A 23,861-nucleotide genomic window follows, 5' to 3' on the forward strand; every position below is an offset into this window, starting at 1 on the left:
TTTGGAGGATCTATGAAACGTCCATCTGCCTATGTTCGCTTGTTTACTGCGGGTCTGGCGGCCAGTGTGATTGCAATGGCTTGTGCGCCTTCGGCTCAGGCGTTCGACCTTCCCTGGAAGAAAGCTCAGGCGGCAGCACCGGCTGCACAGCAGGTTCAAACTGTCGTTCTGGCTGTGGATGGATTCAGTTACTTCGCCTTCCTTGAAGCACAAAGACAGGGACTTTTTAAAGAGTTCACTAGTGCCGGCGCCCACATCGCTCCATTCCCTTCAATGACGGACTTGTCCTGGTCGGTGGTCACTGATACCGCCAATCTGTTCGGAGCTGCGGGCCGAATCAAATCCGTCGAAGCCACTTACTTTGATGAATCGTCTCAATCAGTTCAGGGTGATCCCCGTGACTACTATCGTCGTCTGGCGTTCCCAAAGTACTACATGGGTGCCTTCGATGCTTTCTTTAATCCTTATGTTGAAGCTTTGATGTACTTCCCAACAGAAGAAGTTCCCAAACTGGAAGTCAAAACAGTGATGGATGATCTGTTGGCGGCAAAACCCAAGAAATTCATGACAGGTTACATCGGCGCCGTGGATTCCACCGCACACACCCAGTTGGATCGTCTGTATCCCATCCTAAGAACACTGGATGCAGAGGTTAAACGCCTGATTAAATCCTTCAAAGAAAAAGGTCAGGACGTGGAAGTGGTTCTGGTGTCAGACCACGGAAATATCGGACGCTTCCAGGAAGGCAAAAAAGAACAGGAACTCATCGGCATTGACGTTCACAAAATCGTCGAGCGTGCCGGCCTCAACTCCGTGCAACAGCTTCAGTCTGACAAAGACGTGACCATGCCTTTGATGGCTTTGGGCACCTGGGCTCCGGTTTATCTTAAAGATCGTAACAACATGAAGAACCTGATTTCTGAATTCCGCAAAGAATCCTGGTTCGACATGGCAGTCTACATCAACCGCAACAATTCCTCTGAGACCCTGATGACCGTGATCACTCAAACGGGTGAAGCAAAAGTTAAATATGACAAGAAAAAGGACCTTTACTTCTATCTTCCTGTCACTGGCAATCCCCTGCAGTTGGCCAAAGCGCTTCATTCCACGACAACGCTTGCCAAGCCCATCACGTCCAACGAGGCTATGAAAGCCTCTGACATGACACCTTATCCGGATGCTCTGTATCGTATCATCGAATCTGCCTCTGAAAGAAACTTTGATTTCCCGGACTTTATCCTGACTTTGAAAGACGGTCACTTTATCCAGAACTCCCTGGGGGCCTTCACGAAGATGTACCGCACTCACGGCTCATTGACGGCGGCTTCTTCTTACGGTCTGGTGGCTTCAACAAAACGCAAAGTTCCCGGCCAAATCCGCTCAAAAGACATTCTTTCCTTCATCGGGGTGCCCGCAAAAGATCTCTTTGCTGATGCCGTCAAGAAACACAACGATTCTGGCCAGGAGGCCCTGAAACAAGTCATTACCAATTCTCGCCAGGGCATTCAAACTGACGCCAAGGACCTGAGTCAAAAACGCATCTTCCGCCACTTGACCAAATTCGTGGCCGATACACGTCCTTACTTCCTGGTGTCTGAAATGAAAAGCTTCATGGAAGCCTTTAAATTCGATCCGTTCAAAGATCCTTCCGGGCGCAGCATGTCGCCAATGAACTTTGACGTTTCCAAGTTTGATGTCACGACGATGATTTCCCCAGAGGACATCGGTGCGGTGACTGACGCTGTCCTGACAGCGGGTTCTGTTGAAAATCTGATGAATGATCCACGCATCGCCAAAGTAAAAGAGAAAGTCGGTCTTTTGAAAGACCAGAAAACGGCCAATCTGGATCTTCAGAACGTCAACCTCGATGGCGCAGACAGTGATATTGTCGATACGATCAAAAGAATTCTTTTGCCGGCCAAACGCGCTGTCATGAAGATGTATCAACTGCCTTATCTGCTGGAAAACTCCATCGTGGTTCAAGAAAAGCCATTCCTGCCTGAAACGCGCGACATGCAGTTTGCCCGCAAATGGGTTTCCGATAAAAAGAATACCAATCAATCCTTCAAAGCTTTGACCAAAGCGGACTCCAAAGGACAATTGTCTCTTGCGCAAAGTCTTTTGAAGGAAGCCATCAAGGAAGCGGACTTAGAAGGCCGAATCTATCCGACACCGCTGACAAAGATCTATAACCAAAAACTGGAAGACCTGACGATCGTTTATGTACCGGGCATCTATAACAGCATCTTCGACAAAGAGATCTTCAGCCTGGGTCTTTCAGCCCTGAGCGACGAGATGGGTTTGCGTGTGATTCAACCACCCGTGGAAAGCACTTGTGGCGCCGAAGTGAATGCTGACATCATTCTGAATTATCTGCGCCAGGACTATAAAGCACGCACTCAGCGTGGTCACGCAGCCCCGAAGTATCTGTTCCTCAGCTACTCCAAAGGGGCCGTGGATACATTGCACGCTTTCCTGAAAGCTCCGAACTTTATCTCTATGACGGTGAAAGGGATGGTTTCCATCGCGGCCCCCCTGCATGGCTCTAGCATCCTGAACACCACAGACGTTCCGTTTGCCCTGGTTTCAGCCCTTTCCGAGAAACAAGGACCTGAAATCTGCCAAACAGAAAAAACAGCCTCCAAATCCATCACCCCGACGGCCATGGATGCATTCTGGAGAAAAAACGAGCGTTCTTTGACTGGTTTGACCCGTTACTTCTCTGTGACCTTTGAAAGCGCTCCAGAAGATTCCCATATCTTCATGAAAGCGACAAAGCTCATTGGTCAGTTCGACGAGGACAATGACGGCGTTGTGACGGTGTCTTCTTCCAAGTTCCCGGCAAATCTAAAAGCCGTGGACCTGGGCACCATTCATGCCGATCACTTGGCAGGTATTCTGTCTTCCCGCTTCAACCAAAAAGCATTCATGAAAGGTCTTGTGAATACTTTAGCGGAAATGGACATCAGCAACGACGAAAACAACTTCAACTGGAATACGCAGGTGATTTTATCAGCGGCCAATGCTCACTATTTCAAAGACAGAAGATACTACCGTGTGAAAAGCCCGGGAATTGTTGCTCAGCTCGGTGTGGGACAGGAACACTTAGTCGAGCTGATACCTTACGGCAATACCTACGAACTTTCCCGTCAGGTTCTGCCAAAACTAAATGATCCGGCAGATAACTATGAGGTGAAGGTGAAATTGCCTCAATCTGGTCTTCGTTATGATCCCTACCAAGTTCTGGATGTGGCGAAGCTTGGGGATGTCATGGCTGGTATCAAAGTCAATCCCGTGACCCGCCAAAATATGCCAGAAGGTATCCGTATCGTTTACGACCATAAAAACATGGTTCACTTCCGCATGGACCACCAGTTCAACTATGAGTCCCGCTCTCCAGGTGGTTTGGATGACAACAAAAACTTTGGTTATGCCACCGCGGAATACGAATATGAAGGCAACAAGTGGGCCTTGATGAAGAGTGAGAACAACTCCATCCGCATGACAAGCTTGGCTTACAGATTCTCTCCAGTGGAATTCCCGGAGATGAGTCTGAAGCTGGCAGTAACGAAAGATGTTGTGGGAGCTGATCCGGTAAAAGGTAAAACTGGCAAAGATGATTCAGCCTTCCAGGTATGGTTCACGATCCGTGACGGTCGCGCGAACGGCGACAGAACCGTGATCGACGCCAAGAACGACAAAGTCTTCTTGTTTGGCTACTACTATGGAGGTGCCGTGGCCGGTGAAAACCGCAAAGCGGGCGATATCTTTGAAAACTGGTACTCCAACAAGAACGTAGTTGTCGCGACGTTGCCGGAAGCAAAACAGTTGTTGCTAAACAACTCAGACATGCTGGGCAAGATACAAGACTACAAACGTGACTTGGCGGCTGACTTAAAGCGTGCATTCCCTGATAAGAATGTCCAGGATATGGAAATCGTGGCCATTACAATTCAGCACGACTCAAATGACACATCCTCTGCTTCTGAGGCTTACTTCAAACATCTAAACTTTTTACCGAAGTAAGTTCTAAAGAAACCGAACCTTCCAAGGGCTTGATCCACGCGGTCAGGCCTTTTTTATTTCAACAGCAGGCAGTATTCAAATGTCGCATCTGGATTGGTGCGATCATAGGCTGCAGGATAAATGAAAAGTTCCTGATTGGCCCGCAAAAGTTCCCCAGACTGGGGAAGCCATTCGGTCAAAGCCCTCATTGCTGTTTGCCCGACAAGCTCTGGCCGGCCCACATGAACAAATCTGGCAATTTTTCCCGCTGGAATAGTCATCTGAACAAATCCTTCGATGTCAGTAAACTCTTCAACTTCAAAAAGCGCATGATAGACAGACTGTTCTTCAGCTGGCAAAGGAAGGTCCCCTGTGATCAAGGCCATACGCTCTTGATTCTTTCTTTGTAGCATGCCCTGTTGGGAAGCAAGTTTCTGCCAAAGTTCGGGAACTTGAGTCATGTCATTTCGGTCTTCTCGACTTAAGCGAAGCGTGGTCTTTAGGCCCATTAATTTCAGCGAAGTCATCATCTCAATTTTTGGATTCATCTTGTCGCTCCCCTGACGCTACCTAGTTTACCTAAGTCCATTGTAGAACAACACCGCATCTCGTCGTCAAAGGTTAACAGGGGTATGATCCGTATAGGAGGCAATTATGGCTATGCAAACATCTTCCGCAAAGACTCAAGGAAAAACCGCCACCACAAGCTTTGCCAAAGTCACCGGGGCCCTGTCGGCCAAGAACTTCGCCAAACCTGACGAGGTCCGCGACTTCCCCAAAGGCAGACTTGAGTTGGTTAACTTTGGTGACGCCGTCATCGGCCGAGCCACCCTGCAGCCGGGCTGGCGTTGGTCCACATCCGTGAAAGAAATCGCAAAAACCGACAGCTGCGAAGCTCCTCACTTCCAGTATCATGTTTCAGGAACTTTGTGCATCAAGATGGACGATGGCAAAGAAATCATCTGCAAACCTGGTGATGTCTCTTTGATTCCTCCAGGACACGATGCCTGGGTCGTCGGCAAAGAGCCCGTCGTGTTGGTTGATTTCCAAGGAATGGTGGACTTCGCCAGCAAGGCTCCTCATACGCATTGAATGTACACGCTGGCACCCTGTCTTGAACAAGGGCCGGGTGCCTACCCTATGCCCATAGCCTTTAACTGCGCCTTTTGATAACTTGCAAAGAGACCTTCAAAAAGGCAACGCACCAGCGGATCCTGCATGACATCCGCCTCTGGAGCGCCAGGGCCGTCATTGATTCGCATATACATCGAAGTCAGAGACTCCCCCAGCTCCAAGGCGGCATGCAGCTTAGCCAAAGGAACTTCCGTTTGCCATGCGACGGACTGCGCACATTGCACCTGTGTGGCTGGTCGAACTTTCCGACCTTCAATTAGATAACAGAAAACTTCCGCGTTTCCTTTGTCGTCAAAGACAGACAGCTGCCACAGACAGGGCTTCTCGAAATAGTTCTCTTCAGGTTCGGTCAAAGACCCGTATCGTTCCGGCAGTTCAAATCGACAGTAGTTCTGAACTCGGGCCCTGACCGCGTCAGACGTGGGCCCAAGCTTTTGCGCAACTTCTGCCGTGCTGGGAATAACTTGTTCGGCATCGTACTCGTAATCCACCTCTTCTGTCGCCAGCCGCGACATCCAAGGCAAGGGCGCTGCGGCTAAGACACTTTCCTTTGATAGCTCGATCGACAAAGAGGGATCTAACCTAACAACCTTTACAGAGGGCAACGCCTGCACCAGTTCATGCCTGAACTGCGCATATGTGATCGGGAAGAAGGCTTTGTTATACCAAGACCAGTCTTCCATCTGAAACTGGCAGGAGCTGGGGATGACGGACTTGGGGTTTAGACGCTTTAACTGCTCAATCCATTCTGGGGGCAGTTCACCGCAGGCGGGTTCTGCGCGCGAGGGCGAAAGCACTTCGATTTCTCGCATCGTCTGAAACGGCCACATGATCAGATCCCAAAAGCCCTGTGCCACCAACAGATCCAACGTGTCGTAGTCGATCCAGGAATCCACGACATTAAGAACATTCAAGCCCTCGGCCTGAATTTGGAATAAAGAATCCACATCTTCATCCAAAGCACGACGAGGCGTGACCGTAAAACCTCCAACCTGAACGGGCTGATTGAGTTTTAATGAATATACTTCTTTAAACCCCAGTTTTTTGGTCAAAGAAAAGAATTCTTCAAAAACACAGAATCCATAGATGGGCGTTTCCCGATCCAACAGAGCCAGACTGTCCAAGGACCAGTGATCATCGTGAAAGTGTGAAATGAAAACCGCATCCAGCTTCAATTTCCGAATCTGAGCCTTATCAAAGCTCACTTTCGGAAATGCATAGCAGTTTCGACTGAACGGGTTTTCAAAGATCGTATCAAAAGCGATCTGAGTCCCTTTACTTTCAAGAAGGTAGCCTGCATGAAGGATTCGCGAAATTTTCATCCCTGAACTATAGCGCGCTTGCTTCCCCATAGCAATTACGCCATTGTAAGGTCATGAAACTGATATCCTGGAATGTAAATGGCTTGCGCTCGGTCCACAGAAAAAACTTCCGTGAATGGTTTGAGAAAGAAAAGGCCGACATCGTCTGCCTGCAAGAAATCAAAATCAACAGCGATGTGATCGAAAAGGATGAGACTCTGTACCATCCTGCACGCTATCATTCCTCGTGGGCTTTTGCCGAAAAAGCGGGTTATTCCGGGTTGGCACTTTATTCGCGCAAGGAACCAGACGACGTTCGCGTTGGCTTGGGTATTCCCAAATTCGACAGTGAAGGCCGTTGGCTGGAGGCTGATTTTGGTTCCATCACACTGGTGAACAGCTATTTCCCCAACAGTCAGCGCGAACACACACGACTGCCATTTAAGCTGGAGTTTTGTGCGGCGGCAGAAAAACGTTTACAGGCTTTAAGAAAAAAAGGACGAGAGGTCATTATCTGCGGTGACTTTAATATTGCACATAAGGAAATCGACCTGCGAAATCCCAAGACGAATACGAAGAACGCAGGCTTCCTGCCAGAAGAGCGCGCCTGGATGACCCACTTTCTGGATAAGCTTGAATGGGTGGATAGCTTCCGCAAATTTGAACAAGGCCCGGAACACTACACATGGTGGAGCTATCGCCCCGGAGTTCGCGAAAAGAACATTGGTTGGCGACTGGATTATTTCCTGGTGAATAAGGAGGCTTCCGACCGCCTTAAAGCAGCCGCGCACTGCCCGGACGTTATGGGTTCAGACCACTGCCCCGTGCGCTTGACGCTGAAGAAATAGGTTTAAAAACTATTAGCTTTCGGGCTTATAGTTGCTGATTCTTTCGAACAACTTTTCCATCCGATAATAAAGCTCAGCGATGTTTTTGTCCGGATCTTTTCCAGCAAGCATCGCGGTCTCTTCGATCTTTTCAATGCAGCTTAGATCCTGACAGACGAAATAAGAAGTGCTGATGTTGGCGCTGATTGCGACCGACAACAAACCAATTTCCTCGGACGAACCATAGGCATGGCACCAACTGCAAAGCCCCCCGGTAGGCTCTCCACTGCTGGCCGTTCTTTTAAAGGCTACGCCTCTAGGCAAATCCCAGTTCGGCAATTTAAAAACCAGATAGGTATAAACTCCGGATGGATCCTTCCAGGTCATGTAAGAACGAACGCGAAAAGGAAATCGAAGCCGTTCAGGCAAAATCAGCTTTTTCTGATCACGGGGACGAAATGACTTAATCAGATCTGCTTCTGAGTCGATGGCAAATTCATTTTCTTTTTGATAGCTGTGGTCTGCACTCATCTTGACTCCGTGATATCAGATTGAAGAAGGTTCGTAAACCCTCTTGGTTGTGAGCGTAAATACTGCGGCGGGCACTTCACAGAAGCATTTAATTTTTCAGCCGCATGCCAGGGCCAGTGGGGATCATACAGCACAGCCCGGGCAAGTGCGATCGCGTCCGCCTTGTCTGCCTGCAGAATCTCCTCGGCCTGTTCGGGCTCTGTGATCAGACCCACGGCAATGGTTTCAATTTGCGCCTCGTGTTTGATTTTCTCCGCAAACTGCACCTGATAACCAGCTCCCAAAGAGATATTCTGTTTTGGATCAAGTCCACCTGAACTGACATGAATGGCCGGGCAGCCAAGCTCTTTTAGACGTCGGCTGAACTCGATGCCCTCTTGCAAGGTCCATCCCCCTTCAACCCAGTCCGTGGCAGAGATGCGCACCCATACAGCGACATCTTCATCGACCGCTTCGCGAACGGCAGCAAACACCTCTAACGGGAAGCGCATGCGATTTTCTAAACTTCCGCCATATTGATCCTGGCGTTTGTTTGAAAGTGGAGAAAGGAACTGATGGAGCAAATATCCATGAGCCGCATGAATCTCGATTCCCTGAAAACCCATGCGGGACGCGCGCTGGGCAGATTCGACAAAGGCTTTTTTAATATCGGCGATACCCCCAAGAGTCAGCTCTACGGGAGGATGATCCCCTTCATGAAACGCTATAGCTGACGGAGCCACCGTCTGCCAGCCGTGATCTTGCGAAGGAGCAATCTGCTTGCCACCGCGCCAAGGCTTTTCTGTCGAGGCCTTTCTGCCCGCGTGCGCCAGTTGAATCGCCAATGGCATAGAGGAGTACCGACGCACTTCTGTGATCACATTTTCCAAAGCAGCTTCACAATAATCATCGTAAAGCCCCAGGTCCCCCCACGAAATACGTCCCTCGGGAGTCACCGCCGTTGCTTCAAGGATCAACAAACCCGCGCCGGAATGAGCAAGAGATCCTAAGTGCATAAGATGCCACGACGAGGCCTGCCCGTCCTGTGCGCTGTACTGGCACATGGGTGCAATCACGATGCGGTTTTCAAGTTCAAGACTGCCCAAGTTCCATTTTTCAAAAAGCTTTGCCATCTGTCCTCTCGATCTGATGATAATTTGCTCATAGGTCACCGGGGATGACAAGACGGACAGCTCCCAGGACATAGGTCCAAGTCGCACGACCCGACGTGCTACCGGAACGATTCAACATTCAGCAAACCCCTTCAGTTCATCACAAGATTTTGCGAGCATCAAAAAATGAACAAATTTCTATATATTTTTCTCGCATTCATTATGACAACGACCACTGTCGGCTCCCTGACAGCCTGTGAAGCCAAGAAAGAGCCCGAAGAAGAACTTCCCAGCACGGGGGACGGCGACACAGGGGGCGGTGGAGGTGATAATGGTGGTGTCACTCCCATCACCACCCAAGAAAACTTCCGCATTATTTTTGTGACCACCACAGAGGTGAATGGCTCAGGAGCCTCCTCGGGTACCGGTTCTGGATTGGCCTCCTTCGACGCCCTTTGCGAAACCGAACGAGTGGCCAAAGGGCTTCCGGGTGTTTTCAAAGCCCTGATCTTCACAACGAACCGTCGCCCCTTGGGATCAGACTGGATTCTGCGCAAAAACAAAGAGTATCGCCGCGAAGATCTGACCACCGTCATCGGCACCGCGGTCGATGTTCCCGCTGAAGGAGTCAAATTCGACTTCCCAGACACTCCCCTGACAAACACCATCACGGCGGCCACCAAATATGTTTGGACAGGATTCAAGAATGACTGGACTGCCTCGGACATGACTTGTTCCAATTGGACCACCTCCGACTTTGACAATACCAGCGCCACCATGGGTTCTTACGGCAAGTCCTCTATCAAAGAGGAGCTTGTGGATCTGGGTTGGACCCAATACCAAGGTGGACCTCTGTACTATGATCACGACGCCAATTTGCTGGCGTGTTCGGCCAAGCACCCCGTTTACTGTGTACAGACCCGCCAAGCCCCACCCGCAGGAACGCAGAAGATTCTTTTCCGGTCTGTGACGACCCGTCAGGGCAATGCGGGACTTTCGGGTTTTGATTCTGCCTGCGCGACAGACGCGACAGCCAAAGGGCTGAGCGGGACTTATAAAGCCGTGATCGGCGCCCGGGATCCGGGTGACTTCAGCCCGACCCCGGCGATCCTTCGTGGGCCTTGTTCAAGCCATGACTGCGACAGTGCCACCGGCATGTCTGAAGCCGTCAACTGGGTGCTTTTACCAAATACGATCTACGTGAATGAAGATAAAACTTATCACTATGGTAAAACCAACGAACACGGCGTTTTCAGCGGAGAGCTGGAAGAGTTCCTGCCCACCACCGACACTTGGACGGGCTTAACCACTGGCTGGATCCCGTACACGACTGATAACTGTATTAATTGGACCTATCAGCAGGCTGACGGCAATGGACGTGTCGGAACAGGCACCTCTTTAAGCTCGGGCACAGCGATTTCCAGCGGCGTGAGTGCCTGCAATCAGAGCCAGCACCTGCTCTGTGCCGAGCAATAAGCCCGATAAATTTTCCAAGAAGGCCCTTGAGGCCTTTTTCCTGATCGAATCCCGGGGCCATCCGTGTTAGGGTCGGCCCCATGAATAACTTCGCAAATTTCGGCCTTTTACCTTCCCTAATCAAAACCCTGACTGCAAAACACATCACCAAACCCACGGAGATCCAGAGCAACACCCTGCCACTGCTTATGAGCGGCCAGTCCGTTGTCGGTGTTTCTGAGACAGGAAGCGGTAAAACACTGGCTTACGCTCTTCCTATGCTGCATCTACTGAAATCACTAGAGGACAGCGACCAGCCTGTCACAGCCGAATCTTCTCCACGCGCCATCGTCATGGTGCCAACACGCGAATTGGGTGAGCAGGTTTCAAAGGTATTTAAAACTCTGACCCACGACACTCGTTTAAGAGTGCGTCCCGCACTGGGTGGCATGGCCATGGAACAAGCCCGAAGAAACACTTCCGGCATGTTTGAAATTCTTCTGGCGACCCCTGGGCGTCTGGCGCAGTTGATGGACATGGATAAGATTGATCTTAAAGACGTGCGTATGCTGGTCTTTGACGAAGCCGATCAGATGATGGATCAGGGCTTTTTGGCGGATTCCAACAAGGTTTATTACTCTTGCCCGAAGGATGTCCAGTTGGCGCTTTTCTCGGCCACGATTTCCCCCTCCGTGCAGGATCTGATCAATGATCTTTTTGCTGACGCCGAAGTCATTCGCAGTTCTGGCAGTGGCAAGGTCGTCAAAAGCCTGACCACCAAAAACCTGATCGTGAAAGATGGTGATCGCTGGGCCCACCTGGATAAACTTTTAGCCCAAAAAGTCGACGGCGGAACCATTCTTTTCACCAACACACGCGAACAATGCGACAAACTTGCAAAAGATCTCGAAGCAAAGGGGCACGAAGTGGCTGTCTATCGCGGCGAAATGGAAAAGAATGATCGCCGGGCGAATCTTAAAAAGTTCGCCGACGGCAAGATCAAACTTCTGGTGGCTACTGATCTGGCAGGCCGTGGCTTGGATATTCAGAATGTCGACCGGGTCATAAACTTCCACCTGCCCAGACAAATGGAAAATTATCTTCACCGTGCCGGCCGTACCGCGCGTGCGGGGCGCAAAGGGACCGTCATCAATCTTGTCACTGAACGTGACGAGCTTCTGATCAACAAACTGGAAGGCCGTGGCGGGAAAAGAGAGATTGATTCTTCAAAGTACAATTCTCACCCTCGCGCTAAAGCCAAAGCGGTTGCTGTAAAAAAACCGGCCGCGACAAAGGCACCTGCTAAAATAAATCCGTTCAAAAAGCCGAAGAAAAAGCTGGGTTTCCAGCGTCCGGCAGCGAAGTAGTCCGATCGGGCGGTCTAAATTATGGCCGTCCTGCAATACAGGAAAGACCTCCTCTTGAGGCTCGCAACAGCGAAACACATTTTTTAGTGTAAAACACATTTTACTTTAGATCAAGATTCGCTCTCCCGAAGAGTTTCTTGTGGAACTTTTCAGAACCGTCGTCCTCTGGGCCTCTTTATTTTATTTGGTACTGGGCAACCTGGGCTGCTCTTTGGATGCTTCCATTGTGGCTCAAATTGGATCACAGATTAATGATGGCACAACCGAACCCTCGTTCGTTGTCTCAGGAGTTCCCGCGCAAGCTACCATAGATAGCTCATCCATCTTGCAAGTAACAAGCTCTCAGTACACTCACTATGCTTTCCAATTCGGACCATTGCCACTGGACTGCTCTGATCTTTCAGCATATTCCAGCGCCGTCGAGGTCTCTTCAACAAGCACCCTCAGCCATACCACAGATCAAAGCTATCAGCTATGTGTAGCCCCAGTTCAGGACAATCTGATCGATGGGTCAAAAGCTGTTTCAAAAGTGTTTGTGCGAGACACCTCCCCGGCCATCATAGAGCTAATGAATTTTGATCAAAAGTTGTCGAAAACAACCAGCCAGATCACGATCACTTTAAAAATCGACACTGCGAAACCGTATGACGTGCCCGTCTCATTCAACTTCTACGGATCAGACAAAACAGCCCACAATAAAATCATGCCCCCTTTGGAAATTCTTTTCCCGGCCAATCAAACCGTTCATAACGTCACTGTTCCCTTAGTTTCTGAAGGACATCCCCAGTTTGGTCCTCTTGAAAAGGACCATCAGCTTTTTTTCAATATCACCGGAAGCAGTTTGAAAAACATCTCGGTCGGTCGGGTCGGCTCGGCTCGATATATTCTTTCCAACAGAGCTGAACAGCGGCGCTATGTGGATGTCGAAGCTTCTCTTAATCACACTTGTGCCCTCGATACCAACAACCGACTTTACTGCTTCGGGGCCAGCACCAAGGACTTCCTGGGAACTTCTAGCGATGCCAACAGTCCGCGCGAGGTGGATTCTAACCTACGCTTTATCGATATCGCTGGTGGCTATGATCATAGTTGTGCAATCAGAACCGATGGCCAGGCCATGTGTTTTGGAGTGACCAATAATCCCGCCTGTGGAACAGGTGCCAACCCCAATGACTGCCAGACTCCCACACTGGTTCAAGGTGGACTTCAGTTCACCGAGATCGACGCTGGCACTCAAACGAACTGCGCCATCGAACAAGGGACAAATCTTCTTTATTGCTGGGGTAACAATACCAACAATATTGCCTCTCAGACCGCAGCCGTATCCCTGGGTGCCCCAACACTCTATGATGCCACGATCCAGTTTAAAAAAATCAAAGTAGGCGACAAACATGCCTGTGGAATAGATTCCAACAATAAAATTCTTTGCTGGGGTGCGAATAACTACGGTCAGCTTGGGACCGGGAACACCACAGCACAAAGCACCCCGAACTATGTACTGCCGGGCACCAGCTTCAAAGAGATCGCCAGCGGAGCTGATTTTAGCTGTGCAATTTCCATCGACAATGAACTTTACTGCTGGGGTCTTTACTTCCACGAAAATCCTTCAGATGCCACTGACGCCAACTTACAAAGTACGTCGGCAACTAAAATTCATGCAGGCACCTTTTATGACAAAGTTTTCGCCGGACGAAATCATCTTTGCGCACGCAATATGAACGACCACGCATTGTATTGCATGGGGGACAATGGTTTTGCGGATCTTGGTACTGGGAGTGGGGTTTATCACTCAACACCCACACGGATGCTTGGGGATCATCAATTTGTAAAATACGATTTCGGAATCGGTCACGGGTGCGGGGTCAGTACCGAGCAGGAACTTTTATGCTCAGGAAATTACAGCAACGGACAAACCGGACAAGCGCGATCCGGAGATCAAATATTGATCACCCCGAATATTCTTTTGCCCTCGCTGAAGAAAGTCACTGTCGGCGGGTTTTCCACCTGCGCAATTGACAACAATGACAACGCTCTTTGCTCGGGTCCGAATGACCGCGGCCGTATTGGAACTGGCTCCCAACATTGGCGCCCGACCTTCTTCCCGATAGTTTCCCCTTTGAAGTTCAAAGAACTTACCAGTGGAGAGTCTTTCCATTGTGGACTTTCTTCTGACGGGACCGCCTACTGCTGGGGGCGTAACTTAGAAGGTCAGATAGGCGATGGCACCAAAGACCTGCGCCTGATTCCGACAGCCGCCCTTACCAGTGAAAAATTCACGACGATTGTTGCTCACCGACGCAGTGTCTGCGCTCTTTCGACGAATCAAGATGTGTATTGCTGGGGATTGAACGTTTGGGGTCAACTCGGTACAGGGGACTTCACAGAAAGGCTAATTCCCACAAAAGTCAGTGGCACCGATAAGTTTAAGTTTCTGACGGCTTCATTCGCCTCTACCTGTGGTGAGAAGACCGATGATACAATTCGTTGCTGGGGTGGAAACTCGGGAGCCCTGGGGCTGGGGGCTGATACTGCGGATAAGTCGATTCCGACCGTACCGGGCTGGAGTACACAATATGATCAAGTTGCGATTACCATACAAAATGCCTGTGCCATTCGCAAATCTGATAAACGCATCGAATGCTGGGGACAAAACAGCCAGTATGAACACGGCAATGGAACAACAACGGCCAGCACAGTTCCCACTCTTATCAACAGCACCGAGGCTTTTACAAAGATCTATGGTGGAACGAACAACTTCTGCGCAATAAGCACAAGCCAAAAACTTATCTGTTGGGGCTACAGCTACTATCATGATATCGGCAAAGGTGTCTTGGATGCTGGATCTACCTTTTCAAGCTATCAGACCAACCCGACCGAATTAATGCCTTCCGAACGCTTCGTGAACGCCTCTGTACAAAAAGGGCACAGCTGTGCCGTCACCACTTCAGGAAATTTGAAGTGCTGGGGCGGAAACGTTTATTCACAAATGGGAGATGGTTACATCCAGGCTTCTGCCCGAGCACCTGTCTATGTGCTACGAGATGATTAGTGCTTCCTGTCAGATTCAATTGTAGCAAAAAATTCATTAAGCTTATTGATCTCTGCCACCGGCTTAGAGTGGCATAACACTTAGGGACACTTTTCCTAATGAGATCACCAGTCCCTGCTGGTCCAGAATCGGGAAGATTGTGGACTGGTGTTTCACCGCGACTCCCCGGATCACAAGAACTTCCTCGAAAGTCATGGATTTCAGAGTTCTATGCACTTCTTGCTCTTTTTCAAGGATTGAAGTGACAGATTCCGGAGCCATAAAGTTCCGGGAGTTTTGACCAATCAACAAGTCTCTGCGAACCCCCACGGCGCTGGCAAAGGACGTGTTGCAGCTTGTGATCATGCCATTGTTATCTTTCACCACTAACAAAAACGGTGAAGCATCCAGAATCTGCTGGATACGGTTTCTAAAATTCCGTTCCTCCGTCACATCCCTGGCAGAAGCGAACCTGACTCCAAGCTCCGTATCTGCGGCGGCACTCCAGCTTAAGGTTCGGTAACTGCCATCTGCGGCACGGTAGCGGTTTTCAAATCCAACCGTGCGGACGCCCAGATTCAGGGTTTTAATGTTTTCCCGGGTGGCTTCCTTGTCTTCTGGATGAATAAATTCAAAGAAAGGTGTGCTTAACAAAACCGCTTCACTGTATCCCAAGGTGTTCACAAGGGACTTGCTGACTTTCTTAAGATGACCGTCTTTCCCGGCGACAGCCATCAGATCGCTGGCAATCGAAAAAAAGCGATCCAGGGTGATCTGTGAATCCTCGGTTTCCGCCAGGCGCGCCAGCAGTCTTTCGTATTCTTTCTGAGTTTTCGCGGATTCAAGATTGGATAAGTGACAGGTGGCGATCCCAAAGCAAGCCAAAGCTGGGATCATGACGATAAAGGCAACTATTTGAATGGTGCTGATTTCGGGAAGGGCCAAACTTCCGATAACAAAAAGAGCCGACAAGAACAAAATGGCAACTAATGATCCCAGGGTAAGTTTGTTCTGAAGCTTCCAGAAACTAAAATACTCTGATGATTTTATCTTTTCACGCAGATCCAAATGCAGCCTCGCAACCAATACCCCGGATCATACCTAACCTGGGTGGATCATTCAAGTTGCTCGTCCCAGATGCAAACATACTCGATTTAGAAAAGCCTGAGGTGAATAAACTAGTCATCAGCCCTGCCGACTTCACCCCAGAATGTGGCTAAGCCCAAAAGTGAATAGTTCAAAATATTATGAAGGGCCGTCAGTTCCGCCGCTGTCGGCGCACTTTTCAGCGCCCGGTTTGCGCATTCGCTGCCTACCTCAGCCACTTTTCCCCGAACTTTTCCATCGAATCAAAAACGACCGAAAGGCCCTTCCCCTTTTCCGTCAGAGAGTATTCAACTCGGGGCGGGACCTCCGCATAAATCTTTCGGATGATAAGTCCTTGCTCCTCAAGATCCGTCAAGCGCTCGGTCAAAGTTTTGGGGCTGATAGACCCCAGCGATCTGCGAAGTTCATTAAACCGCACGACTTTCTTTGCTAGCAGGTCTCTAAAAATGAGAATGGTCCACTTCCCATCCAGAATCATCGCCGTTTTGTACACAGGGCAAACTTCCAATGATTTACTTTTTGCCATTAGTTCACTCCAGCTAACTAGTTTCAAAAATAACCCTACTTTACTAAATATACTATCCGATCCAGAATACCATAAGGTGCCATAAAGAATGAAAAAAAGATTCGTCGCCCTGACCGGCATTAGTGCCCTTCTTGCCTTGGCTTTGTTTCACTTTGTGATATTAGGAGACATTTCTATGCATTCAAAAATATCCGAATTTCAGATAAGGCCATATTCTCAATTGCCAGAAATGAACTTGGGCTGGCTGTCTTTGAAAGATCACTTTATCTCGACGGTGGGGCCCTATTCCGGTCGCGGGGAACAACTTAAAAATCTATTGGTATTGGCAGACGCGAAAATCCAACCCAAATCCCGCTTCCCCGATCATCCCCACAACGATATGGAGATCCTGACCTGGGTGGTGCACGGAAAACTTCAGCATCTGGACAATAAAGGGACGAATCAGGAAGTTCCAGCAGAACATTTACAACTGATGAGCGCTCGCGATGGGATCTTTCATGCGGAAGGAAATTTAAGTAACGAACCTTTACGCCTGCTTCAGATCTGGATCCATCCCAATGCGAAATCAGGAACACCGGTGGTACAGCAAGCCGGATTAGATCAACAAGGATTCAACTTGTTGGCGGGGCCAAGCTCGGCGCCATTGATCATCAGACAGGATGTGTGGTTGTACGCTGCAAAAATTGAAGGAGAAGAACAAGCATTTGAAGTCCCTGAAGACAAATTCGCCTATGCAGTTTCTATTGGAAATCTTTCCTGGAATGGTAAAGCACTAAAGGACGGCGATGGCCTGCTTGTGCAAAGTGGAAAGCTTGCCATCAACGGCTCTGGGCAAGCCATTCTGATTCTTCAGAGCAAATAATAAAGTTACTTCTGCTTCTTCTTCCATTCATCCGTGGGCAGCCCTTCAAAACCCCAATCCTCGTCCGCGATTTCCTGAATGACGATATGGGTGTGCTCTGGCTTTTTGCCCAGGACTTTCACCAGAGACTGGGTGATATCGGCGATGATTTGCGCTTTTTGTTCTTTGGTAGCGCCCTTGGTAATCTGAACGTTAACGTAAGGCATGGATCCCCCGGCTAATATCTGAAGGTCTATATCTGTAGAACTCTATTGTGCTTTGTTTAAAAACAACAGGTCAAATCTTGACGCTCAATTTGGCGGGGCGTCTGATTCTGCTATGAAGAAAATGGATCTTCGCAAAGCATTTACTCTTATTGAACCAGGCCCCGTGACTTTAATTACCACAAGTGACGGCGACAGCAACAACATCATGACTGTTTCATGGACGATGATGGTGGACTTTACACCTAAATTTGCCATGACCACCGGTCCCTGGAACTTTTCTTACAAGGCACTAGCGAAGAATCGCGAGTGTGTTATTGCCATCCCAACTATTGATCTACTGGATAAAGTGGTTGGCGTCGGCACTTGTTCTGGCAAGGACACCAACAAGTTTGATCAATTTGGATTTACGCCCGCAAAGGGAAAGTATGTCAAAGCGCCCCTTATCAAAGAATGCGTTGCGAACATTGAATGTAAGGTCGTCGATATCATCAAAAAGCACGACATTGTGGTGCTTGAAGGGGTGGCTGCTTACTTTGATACCTCACGAAAAGAACAGCGCACCCTTCATGCCGTGGGGGATGGCACTTTTATAGTCGATGGCAGAAAGTTTGATCGAAAGAAACAGATGCGCTCGAAGCTTGTGGGCATTTTTTGAAAATGACCACCCTGATCTGTTAAGGACTCACTTCTTTCTGACGAATTTAAGTTTGCGGAACAGCAGCATGCGGTTGTTCGCTGGCATTTCGTAGTCTTTTATAAACTCAAAACCGTTCTTAAACATCGCCGCCAGGACATCTTCGAAGTTACGGATGCCACTTTGCGGGTCTTTTTCACGCAAGGATTTATCAAACTCTTCATTGCTGGGGGCTGTAAACTTGCCGTTGTAATTAAATGGCCCGTAGATCAGAACCTTCCCCCCTTCTTCCAAGCGGCCCGCGATCAGTTTGATAAAGGTCTTACACTCTTTCCAAGACATAATATGGAAGGTATTGATCGTCAGAATCACATCGAACGTGCGAATTGGAAAGTCGTCTTCCCCGACAACCATACGGAACGGGGTTTTGATGTTCCGAATCCCGCTTTGCTTGATACGCTCACGAAGCATCGGCAGATTGTCGGCCACTTCGGTGGGGGTCCATTCCATCTTAGGGAAGAAGGGTGCCAAATAAACCGCGTGTTGGCCCGTGCCCGCACCAACTTCAAGCAAGTTGCGATCTTCGGGGCGAAGGACTTTCTTAAGAACTTCCAGGATAGGATCTTTGTTGCGGTCAGCGGCGGCGGAGAATGGTAGTTCCATGGGATTTCCTTTGGCATTTCAGCTAGCGAATTTGAGACATATTACCTCTTTTTTCAATCTTTCTATTAGTAAAGATGAAAGGGTGTTTTTACACCATCTCTTGTCGATGGCTTCTCAAAAATGCCTTGAACTAAAAGCACGACCAGAGCCGGATTTCAGATACTTTTCAAAAGCATATGCTTTGTCCCGGTCTTCAAACCAAACAAAGCACTGAATCTTCCATGGTTTATATTTACTCGTATGAGGCGATTGCCCGTTGTTGTGGGATTGCAAACGGCGCTGAATATCAGAAGTGATTCCAACATAAACTTGATCAGGAAACTTTTCGCTTTTTAATCTATAGACGTACATAGGTCTTCTGCTATGCAAGGCCGATTCCTTGCGAAGTACCTATTAAACTCGGAGTGACGGTCCGCCGTCGCTAAAGCTATGGCGGACATCCTTCCTAAGTCTCCGGCTGTGCCAGCCGTAGCCTTGGCGAAGGATGGTGGTCGTGAGGTAACGACAAACGAACCATTCTATTCACACGATTTCATTGAGCTTTTTCCACGAACACCCTCTCGAATTTACGAAGAATGCGCTCCTCTTTACGAGAGTGGACTCTCTATTCGAGATATAGAAGAACGAACAGGCATTCCAAAATCCACTGTGCGTGAAACTTTAAAAAAGAGCGGAATGGCGTTGAGAAATCCTCTCAATGGAAATGCAATCCACATAGATCGACTACATACTAAGCGCGGTGGTCATACGCCATACGGTTATGCCTACCTTGATGGCCAACTTATCATTGATCCAAAAGAACAAATTATTGTCAGAAAAATTATGAAGCTTCACCAATCAGGGCTTTCAGGGAATGCCATTGCAAAGGAATTGAATCGCCAAAAAATTCCTAGTCGAACTGGCAAGTCATGGAGTCCATGCGTGGTCAGAAGAATCATTAAGCTTAACCAATCCAACCAACAAAATAGTCGGAGGACTAAATGAACAGTCTAATCAAAATCGCAGTCGTATTGGCTTTTGCCGCCGTTGCTAGTGGCAATCTTCCAGCAGTCATCAACCAAGTTCGCAAGGCGCAGTTTCAGCTCATTCAGGAATCGAAGGCATCCAAGTGGCCAAAGGCTATGAGAATGCCTAGCAAATAGTTTTACAGTCACAAGAGTTCAGTGTTGGTTTTCTGGAACAGTCTCCAATGCCATTTCGCTTGTGACGTTTGTGTCTGTCGAATCCCTATTGTGTTCCTCCGCAACTTCGCGCCAGCCGAAGGCTGTCACTCGTATGCCCCAAGGGTCGGAACACGGTCTTCTCGGCCACCGCACTTTTTCTTCCATTGGGCCTTCCAGCTTAGGGCAAAAAGGCCCCAACGGGGAAAACAAAATCGAAACGAGGAGACTTTATGAAATCTGAAATCCAACAAAAACTTGAACAACTTGCTTACGAACGCACAACTCCATTCTGCTACGGCTGTTACATTAAAGCTCCAAAAGGCGTATGCCCTCAATGCCACAGCGACGATCTTATGCGCCACCTTGACGGCATTGGTGTTGAATGGGGAAATGAATGGGTCATCAAGCACATTCTTCAAGCAGAGCTTACGTCAGTCGATATTGATGAAGCTTTTGAAGAGTCTGTACGTCAATGCTATCCCGAAGAAGTGACAGTTGGTTGGATTACTGTGGACACTGTTGAAGTTCTTAAATCCCAAGACCCAACTTCTTGGAGAATCGCTCGTGACGAGTGGATTTCCCAAGAAGAGGAGGAAGGTAACATCTTAAGCTTCGACAATGGTGAAACCTATTACCATCTTCACGATCTTGAATCACTCGTAGAGTGATTCAAGCGAGAGCTAACCCAAATAGCTATAAAGCTAATTCTAAGGCACGATCCCAATTGCTCGTTGTGTTTTCTTATAGGCTGATTCCATTTTTAATTGTTCAATTAGCGTGGCAGCAGTCAGGGATTCCGAGAAAAAATTCTTCTGACGTACAACCTTAAAATCTCCTGGAGTCAGATTTGGAATCTTGCGAATACATGATAATTCTTCATCCGTAATTTTTTCATTCAATTTGTCTCCAAGCATTTTCACAAACAACAATTCTTTTGCATCCTCGGCCAAAAAATCAAATTTAATTTTATAATTAAATCGGCGCATAACTGCTCCATCCATGTTTTGACTAAAGTTAGTTGCACAAGCAAGAATACCTTTGAAGTTTTCCATTTGACATAGAAGTTCATTCGTCTGAGAAACCTCCCATGAACGAACGGCACTTTCTCTGTTAATAAAAAGAGAATCTGCTTCATCCAAAAACAAAACAGCTCCTGAATCTTCGGCTTCTTTAAAAGCAGTCGCAATCAACTTTTCAGTTTGTCCAACATACATAGATTGAAGATCGCTCATTCTTTTCACAACAAGTTCTTTTCCAATAGTTTGTGACATATACTTAATAAATTCAGTCTTTCCAGTTCCCGGAGGCCCTTGAAGTAGAAAATTCATATTGAAAATTTCTTTAGCACTCTCTTGTTCTGAATAATCAATAAATTTCTTGGAAGCCTCTATGACCGACTTCAAGTTGACGTCACAATTCAATACCTCTAGCGAATATGTCCCACTTAATGGATTAAGCTTATTATTTCCAAAAACAAAAGACTGATGCTGGGCCAAAAGACTCTGCAAGACCTCTATCTTTTCTTTTTTCGTTCTTAGATTTTTCATTGAGGCAACATCTTTTAGTGCTAAAGCAATGCCGCCTGCATTCACTTGATATTTTTTTGCAAATGATTCAATCATCTCTCGATCCACAAAATCAATGGATGCTGAGGTGATTTGGTTCTCCCAAACCTTAACACGCTGATTAGGGCCAAGATTCAAGAACTCAATACTGTAAGAAAAGCGTCTCTTTGTTGATTCATCAACACCATTGATCCTATTTGAAATCCATATAAAATTTTGATCTGAGTTTTCAAGAAGATCGTTAATCCACGCCTTATTATCTTTATCGCCATCCTCGCATTTCCAAAATCCGTCATTAACATTAATAATCCCATCGCACTCATCAATAACGATAATCGACTTATTTGGATCAAGCGTATTCATAGCTGCAACAATACCACTCTTTCGATGACCTAAGTTTTCATCACCTTCTTCATCTTTTTGATTAATAAAATAAACCGTCTTGTTTAAAGCTTTACCCAACGACTTAACGAACTCCGTTTTCCCTGTGCCGGGCTTTCCAAATAACAAGATATTTGTACCTTTTTTTGAAAGTATTAAATTTTTTGTATTATTTATTTTGTCCATTTGCAGATTATGTTCCGTCAATGTCAGAGCTTTAGTGCAGTCTGCTTTATGAATAAAGTGATCCAAAAGGTCTAACCTTGAAAATCCCGCTAGGTAACTTGTCACCATATCTGAAATAACTAAATCATTCCCACGTCGAGACTTTGTGATTATTCCCGATCTAATTAACTTTGAGCCTTTCGACATAAGCTCTTTTAGTTGTCTTGGAGTTACTTTGAAAAAGCGGCAATATAGTCGTGTCGATTTTACGATTTCATTCATATCAAGATCATGCTGAAACAATCCTTCAACTTCAGAATCAAACTGAAGTAAGTAAAGAAAGGTAACGATTTCGCACTCCTTATTAGAAAGACGAAATGTTTTCTGGATGGATTTTAAGTTTTTTTCATAAATAGATTTACGCGTAGGAGATTTTAAATATCTTTCCAAGCACGAAATGATGGTTTCAAGTGCCATTAAATATATATGTCGATGATGAGTGCGAAGCTCTGGGAATACTCTCTGCCATTTACCGCAATCAAAAGATGCGCGTTTTAAATCATTTTTAATGGATTCAATAATATCTTCTTCATCAGATATTTCTGTTGGCTTCTTCTCTTTAGATTCTTTAGAGTACTTAACCTCATCAAAAAGACCCTTTTCTTTTGAATACGAATCAAGCTCCCCTCTCACGAGCGAGATAACTTTTTTTATGTCAGTTTCTTTTAGGAGAGAATAAAGGTATTCAAAATAGTCCTCTATTTTCGTAGGGGCGATTATTGATTGCGCCTGAATGCCGTATTTCCATAACTCTCTTTGAATGTAGCTGTCCTTTTTCACTGCAAACCTCTTTTTAACCTATACTTGGTAAATAGCTAAATACTCAGAGTATTTAGACAATTACCGACTACCCTTATAAGATAACCTTGACGCATGATATAATATATTTTGGTAATTGTCAATTACCCGCAGTAATTTTACTTAACCTATTGATACATTTGACCGATAATGAAGATGCGTCTAAAAATAAGACAACGGAGATATTGGCATGAAAAAGCAAAAAAAAGACGAAGAGTATTGTCTTTCAGAAAGACTGAAGTATTTAAGAGAGAATAGAAACTTAACTCAAAAGGACTTGGCCCAGCTTGCTGGCATCTCTCAAGCAACGATTGCACACATCGAGAAGGAAACTAAAGACCCAAGCGTAGAGACCCTTAGTAAAATCGCCACTGCTCTTGATGTACATATCGCAACCTTGTTTTCAACCAATGACATTTTTATCTTCGATTTAAAGCGACTTCGCAGAAAGTACAATAACGTAGATAAGCTGACCCCACACCTTTATATGGGTCTTGGGAAAGTCATTCAGTACGCCAAAGACATTGGGATGATTAAATAGAGGTTGTATGGCAGGAAATATAGAAACATCAGCAGAACTACTTGTTGCTGCAAAATTTAGAGAAAATGGCTGGGAAATCTATTTCCCCCACAAAGATGACGGATTTGATTTTGTTGCTTACAAAAAAGAGAAGAAAATTTTTCGCCCTGTTCAGGTGAAAGGAAAATATCGTGAATCGAGTAAGGATAAAACTACCTATGGTTACAAAGGTTCACTGAGCCACACTCATAGTGACATGGTTCTTGCTGTTGTGTTTTTCAATAAAAACAACGAACCACTACACTTTGCATATTTAAAATACGATGACATCAAATTTAACAAAAATGGTGATGCCAAAGCCGAGGTTTGTTGCATCAAGGATAATAAGATAAAGCAAAGAAGGGATTTTTCTTTTTTATTCGGACTAGAGGGGATTAACCGCTTAATCGAATAGTCCAATTAAAGTGGTCCA

Annotated in this window: 23 protein-coding genes; 13 read left to right on the forward strand and 10 right to left on the reverse strand. The window is 47.1% G+C overall.

The window, feature by feature from the left end; translation table 11 throughout:
• Positions 1 to 12 precede the first annotated feature (12 nt).
• The gene (locus tag ACZ5ZZ_RS16145; protein WP_464140330.1) at positions 13 to 4,026 is read left to right on the forward strand and encodes a hypothetical protein; all 4,014 of its coding nucleotides are present in this window, start codon (positions 13 to 15) and stop codon (positions 4,024 to 4,026) included.
• Positions 4,027 to 4,079: 53 nt separating this feature from the next.
• Here ACZ5ZZ_RS16145 and ACZ5ZZ_RS16150 read toward each other — a convergent pair whose 3' ends face one another.
• A complete protein-coding gene (locus ACZ5ZZ_RS16150) occupies positions 4,080 to 4,553 on the reverse strand; it encodes a GyrI-like domain-containing protein (protein ID WP_464140332.1) in 474 nt (157 codons plus the stop codon).
• 106 nt (positions 4,554 to 4,659) lie between these two features.
• Between ACZ5ZZ_RS16150 and ACZ5ZZ_RS16155 the strand changes: the two genes are divergently transcribed.
• Complete coding sequence (locus tag ACZ5ZZ_RS16155) at positions 4,660 to 5,097, forward strand: cupin domain-containing protein (RefSeq protein ID WP_464140334.1); 438 nt, start codon at positions 4,660 to 4,662, stop codon at positions 5,095 to 5,097.
• A gap of 41 nt (positions 5,098 to 5,138) precedes the next feature.
• Here the strand turns inward: ACZ5ZZ_RS16155 and ACZ5ZZ_RS16160 are convergent, their stop codons facing one another.
• Positions 5,139 to 6,461 carry an MBL fold metallo-hydrolase gene (locus tag ACZ5ZZ_RS16160; RefSeq protein WP_464140336.1) on the reverse strand — a complete coding sequence of 441 codons (1,323 nt, stop codon included), beginning with the start codon at positions 6,459 to 6,461 and terminating at the stop codon, positions 5,139 to 5,141.
• Positions 6,462 to 6,514: 53 nt separating this feature from the next.
• Between ACZ5ZZ_RS16160 and ACZ5ZZ_RS16165 the strand changes: the two genes are divergently transcribed.
• On the forward strand, positions 6,515 to 7,288 hold the full coding sequence (locus ACZ5ZZ_RS16165) for an exodeoxyribonuclease III (RefSeq protein WP_464132342.1): 774 nt from the start codon (positions 6,515 to 6,517) through the stop codon (positions 7,286 to 7,288).
• 12 nt (positions 7,289 to 7,300) lie between these two features.
• Here ACZ5ZZ_RS16165 and ACZ5ZZ_RS16170 read toward each other — a convergent pair whose 3' ends face one another.
• Both ACZ5ZZ_RS16170 and ACZ5ZZ_RS16175 read right to left on the reverse strand, forming a co-directional pair.
• Positions 7,301 to 7,798 carry an FBP domain-containing protein gene (locus ACZ5ZZ_RS16170; RefSeq protein WP_464140338.1) on the reverse strand — a complete coding sequence of 166 codons (498 nt, stop codon included), beginning with the start codon at positions 7,796 to 7,798 and terminating at the stop codon, positions 7,301 to 7,303.
• Positions 7,795 to 8,910, reverse strand: coding sequence for an NADH:flavin oxidoreductase/NADH oxidase (locus ACZ5ZZ_RS16175; protein WP_464140340.1), 1,116 nt, complete (start codon positions 8,908 to 8,910; stop codon positions 7,795 to 7,797). Before ACZ5ZZ_RS16175 ends, ACZ5ZZ_RS16170 begins: the two co-directional genes overlap by 4 nt.
• 165 nt (positions 8,911 to 9,075) lie before the next feature.
• On the opposite strand from ACZ5ZZ_RS16175, the gene ACZ5ZZ_RS16180 reads away from it, so the two are divergent.
• The 3 genes from ACZ5ZZ_RS16180 to ACZ5ZZ_RS16190 all read left to right on the forward strand — a co-directional run bounded on the left by ACZ5ZZ_RS16180 (position 9,076) and on the right by ACZ5ZZ_RS16190 (position 14,760).
• A complete protein-coding gene (locus tag ACZ5ZZ_RS16180) occupies positions 9,076 to 10,365 on the forward strand; it encodes a DUF1554 domain-containing protein (protein ID WP_464140342.1) in 1,290 nt (429 codons plus the stop codon).
• Between the two features lie 80 nt (positions 10,366 to 10,445).
• A complete protein-coding gene (locus ACZ5ZZ_RS16185) occupies positions 10,446 to 11,711 on the forward strand; it encodes a DEAD/DEAH box helicase (RefSeq protein WP_464140344.1) in 1,266 nt (421 codons plus the stop codon).
• Positions 11,712 to 11,850: 139 nt separating this feature from the next.
• Positions 11,851 to 14,760, forward strand: coding sequence for an RCC1 domain-containing protein (locus tag ACZ5ZZ_RS16190; protein ID WP_464140346.1), 2,910 nt, complete (start codon positions 11,851 to 11,853; stop codon positions 14,758 to 14,760).
• A 63-nt stretch (positions 14,761 to 14,823) separates the two neighbouring features.
• Here ACZ5ZZ_RS16190 and ACZ5ZZ_RS16195 read toward each other — a convergent pair whose 3' ends face one another.
• Together ACZ5ZZ_RS16195 and ACZ5ZZ_RS16200 are read right to left on the reverse strand one after the other, a co-directional pair.
• Positions 14,824 to 15,825 (reverse strand): PAS domain-containing protein, encoded by a 1,002-nt coding sequence (locus ACZ5ZZ_RS16195; RefSeq protein ID WP_464140348.1) that lies wholly within the window; start codon positions 15,823 to 15,825, stop codon positions 14,824 to 14,826.
• Between the two features lie 226 nt (positions 15,826 to 16,051).
• Complete coding sequence (locus ACZ5ZZ_RS16200; RefSeq protein ID WP_464140350.1) at positions 16,052 to 16,372, reverse strand: winged helix-turn-helix transcriptional regulator; 321 nt, start codon at positions 16,370 to 16,372, stop codon at positions 16,052 to 16,054.
• A gap of 175 nt (positions 16,373 to 16,547) precedes the next feature.
• Here ACZ5ZZ_RS16200 and ACZ5ZZ_RS16205 point away from each other — a divergent pair, with 175 nt between their 5' ends.
• Positions 16,548 to 17,234, forward strand: coding sequence for a pirin family protein (locus ACZ5ZZ_RS16205; RefSeq protein ID WP_464140352.1), 687 nt, complete (start codon positions 16,548 to 16,550; stop codon positions 17,232 to 17,234).
• Positions 17,235 to 17,239: 5 nt separating this feature from the next.
• On the opposite strand, the gene ACZ5ZZ_RS16210 is transcribed toward ACZ5ZZ_RS16205, so the two are convergent.
• Positions 17,240 to 17,440, reverse strand: coding sequence for a tautomerase family protein (locus ACZ5ZZ_RS16210; protein ID WP_011165999.1), 201 nt, complete (start codon positions 17,438 to 17,440; stop codon positions 17,240 to 17,242).
• A 112-nt stretch (positions 17,441 to 17,552) separates the two neighbouring features.
• On the opposite strand from ACZ5ZZ_RS16210, the gene ACZ5ZZ_RS16215 reads away from it, so the two are divergent.
• Positions 17,553 to 18,095: a flavin reductase family protein gene (locus ACZ5ZZ_RS16215; RefSeq protein WP_464140354.1), complete on the forward strand. Its 543-nt coding sequence runs from the start codon at positions 17,553 to 17,555 to the stop codon at positions 18,093 to 18,095.
• 27 nt (positions 18,096 to 18,122) lie between these two features.
• Here ACZ5ZZ_RS16215 and ACZ5ZZ_RS16220 read toward each other — a convergent pair whose 3' ends face one another.
• Positions 18,123 to 18,737 carry a DUF938 domain-containing protein gene (locus tag ACZ5ZZ_RS16220; protein WP_464140357.1) on the reverse strand — a complete coding sequence of 205 codons (615 nt, stop codon included), beginning with the start codon at positions 18,735 to 18,737 and terminating at the stop codon, positions 18,123 to 18,125.
• A 114-nt stretch (positions 18,738 to 18,851) separates the two neighbouring features.
• A complete protein-coding gene (locus tag ACZ5ZZ_RS16225) occupies positions 18,852 to 19,088 on the reverse strand; it encodes a GIY-YIG nuclease family protein (RefSeq protein ID WP_464140359.1) in 237 nt (78 codons plus the stop codon).
• A gap of 78 nt (positions 19,089 to 19,166) precedes the next feature.
• On the opposite strand from ACZ5ZZ_RS16225, the gene ACZ5ZZ_RS16230 reads away from it, so the two are divergent.
• The 3 genes from ACZ5ZZ_RS16230 (at position 19,167) to ACZ5ZZ_RS16240 (ending at position 20,568) form a co-directional block, all read left to right on the forward strand.
• Entirely contained in the window at positions 19,167 to 19,721 is a 555-nt protein-coding gene (locus ACZ5ZZ_RS16230; RefSeq protein WP_464140361.1) for a recombinase family protein, read from the forward strand.
• Entirely contained in the window at positions 19,718 to 19,879 is a 162-nt protein-coding gene (locus tag ACZ5ZZ_RS16235) for a hypothetical protein (RefSeq protein ID WP_464140363.1), read from the forward strand. Before ACZ5ZZ_RS16230 ends, ACZ5ZZ_RS16235 begins: the two co-directional genes overlap by 4 nt.
• A gap of 251 nt (positions 19,880 to 20,130) precedes the next feature.
• Positions 20,131 to 20,568, forward strand: coding sequence for a hypothetical protein (locus ACZ5ZZ_RS16240; protein ID WP_464140365.1), 438 nt, complete (start codon positions 20,131 to 20,133; stop codon positions 20,566 to 20,568).
• 39 nt (positions 20,569 to 20,607) lie between these two features.
• Here the strand turns inward: ACZ5ZZ_RS16240 and ACZ5ZZ_RS16245 are convergent, their stop codons facing one another.
• Positions 20,608 to 22,851: an AAA family ATPase gene (locus ACZ5ZZ_RS16245; protein WP_464140367.1), complete on the reverse strand. Its 2,244-nt coding sequence runs from the start codon at positions 22,849 to 22,851 to the stop codon at positions 20,608 to 20,610.
• Positions 22,852 to 23,059: 208 nt separating this feature from the next.
• Between ACZ5ZZ_RS16245 and ACZ5ZZ_RS16250 the strand changes: the two genes are divergently transcribed.
• Positions 23,060 to 23,410 (forward strand): helix-turn-helix domain-containing protein, encoded by a 351-nt coding sequence (locus tag ACZ5ZZ_RS16250; protein WP_464140370.1) that lies wholly within the window; start codon positions 23,060 to 23,062, stop codon positions 23,408 to 23,410.
• Positions 23,411 to 23,417: 7 nt separating this feature from the next.
• Positions 23,418 to 23,843: a hypothetical protein gene (locus tag ACZ5ZZ_RS16255; RefSeq protein WP_464140372.1), complete on the forward strand. Its 426-nt coding sequence runs from the start codon at positions 23,418 to 23,420 to the stop codon at positions 23,841 to 23,843.
• Positions 23,844 to 23,861: the final 18 nt, after the last annotated feature.

This window comes from Bdellovibrio sp. HM001 (genome assembly GCF_055397275.1).

What these genes read in the sequence shown, in the direction of transcription:
- ACZ5ZZ_RS16210 (WP_011165999.1), bottom strand. Translation starts at nt 17,440, where the DNA reads ATGCCTTACGTTAACGTTCAGATTACCAAGGGCGCTACCAAAGAACAA.
- ACZ5ZZ_RS16220 (WP_464140357.1), bottom strand. Translation starts at nt 18,737, where the DNA reads ATGGAACTACCATTCTCCGCCGCCGCTGACCGCAACAAAGATCCTATC.
- ACZ5ZZ_RS16155 (WP_464140334.1), top strand. Translation starts at nt 4,660, where the DNA reads ATGGCTATGCAAACATCTTCCGCAAAGACTCAAGGAAAAACCGCCACC.
- ACZ5ZZ_RS16240 (WP_464140365.1), top strand. Translation starts at nt 20,131, where the DNA reads ATGAAATCTGAAATCCAACAAAAACTTGAACAACTTGCTTACGAACGC.
- ACZ5ZZ_RS16250 (WP_464140370.1), top strand. Translation starts at nt 23,060, where the DNA reads ATGAAAAAGCAAAAAAAAGACGAAGAGTATTGTCTTTCAGAAAGACTG.
- ACZ5ZZ_RS16180 (WP_464140342.1), top strand. Translation starts at nt 9,076, where the DNA reads ATGAACAAATTTCTATATATTTTTCTCGCATTCATTATGACAACGACC.
- ACZ5ZZ_RS16235 (WP_464140363.1), top strand. Translation starts at nt 19,718, where the DNA reads ATGAACAGTCTAATCAAAATCGCAGTCGTATTGGCTTTTGCCGCCGTT.
- ACZ5ZZ_RS16170 (WP_464140338.1), bottom strand. Translation starts at nt 7,798, where the DNA reads ATGAGTGCAGACCACAGCTATCAAAAAGAAAATGAATTTGCCATCGAC.
- ACZ5ZZ_RS16160 (WP_464140336.1), bottom strand. Translation starts at nt 6,461, where the DNA reads ATGAAAATTTCGCGAATCCTTCATGCAGGCTACCTTCTTGAAAGTAAA.
- ACZ5ZZ_RS16255 (WP_464140372.1), top strand. Translation starts at nt 23,418, where the DNA reads ATGGCAGGAAATATAGAAACATCAGCAGAACTACTTGTTGCTGCAAAA.
- ACZ5ZZ_RS16205 (WP_464140352.1), top strand. Translation starts at nt 16,548, where the DNA reads ATGCATTCAAAAATATCCGAATTTCAGATAAGGCCATATTCTCAATTG.
- ACZ5ZZ_RS16200 (WP_464140350.1), bottom strand. Translation starts at nt 16,372, where the DNA reads ATGGCAAAAAGTAAATCATTGGAAGTTTGCCCTGTGTACAAAACGGCG.
- ACZ5ZZ_RS16225 (WP_464140359.1), bottom strand. Translation starts at nt 19,088, where the DNA reads ATGTACGTCTATAGATTAAAAAGCGAAAAGTTTCCTGATCAAGTTTAT.
- ACZ5ZZ_RS16175 (WP_464140340.1), bottom strand. Translation starts at nt 8,910, where the DNA reads ATGGCAAAGCTTTTTGAAAAATGGAACTTGGGCAGTCTTGAACTTGAA.
- ACZ5ZZ_RS16145 (WP_464140330.1), top strand. Translation starts at nt 13, where the DNA reads ATGAAACGTCCATCTGCCTATGTTCGCTTGTTTACTGCGGGTCTGGCG.
- ACZ5ZZ_RS16215 (WP_464140354.1), top strand. Translation starts at nt 17,553, where the DNA reads ATGAAGAAAATGGATCTTCGCAAAGCATTTACTCTTATTGAACCAGGC.
- ACZ5ZZ_RS16185 (WP_464140344.1), top strand. Translation starts at nt 10,446, where the DNA reads ATGAATAACTTCGCAAATTTCGGCCTTTTACCTTCCCTAATCAAAACC.
- ACZ5ZZ_RS16165 (WP_464132342.1), top strand. Translation starts at nt 6,515, where the DNA reads ATGAAACTGATATCCTGGAATGTAAATGGCTTGCGCTCGGTCCACAGA.
- ACZ5ZZ_RS16150 (WP_464140332.1), bottom strand. Translation starts at nt 4,553, where the DNA reads ATGAATCCAAAAATTGAGATGATGACTTCGCTGAAATTAATGGGCCTA.
- ACZ5ZZ_RS16230 (WP_464140361.1), top strand. Translation starts at nt 19,167, where the DNA reads ATGGCGGACATCCTTCCTAAGTCTCCGGCTGTGCCAGCCGTAGCCTTG.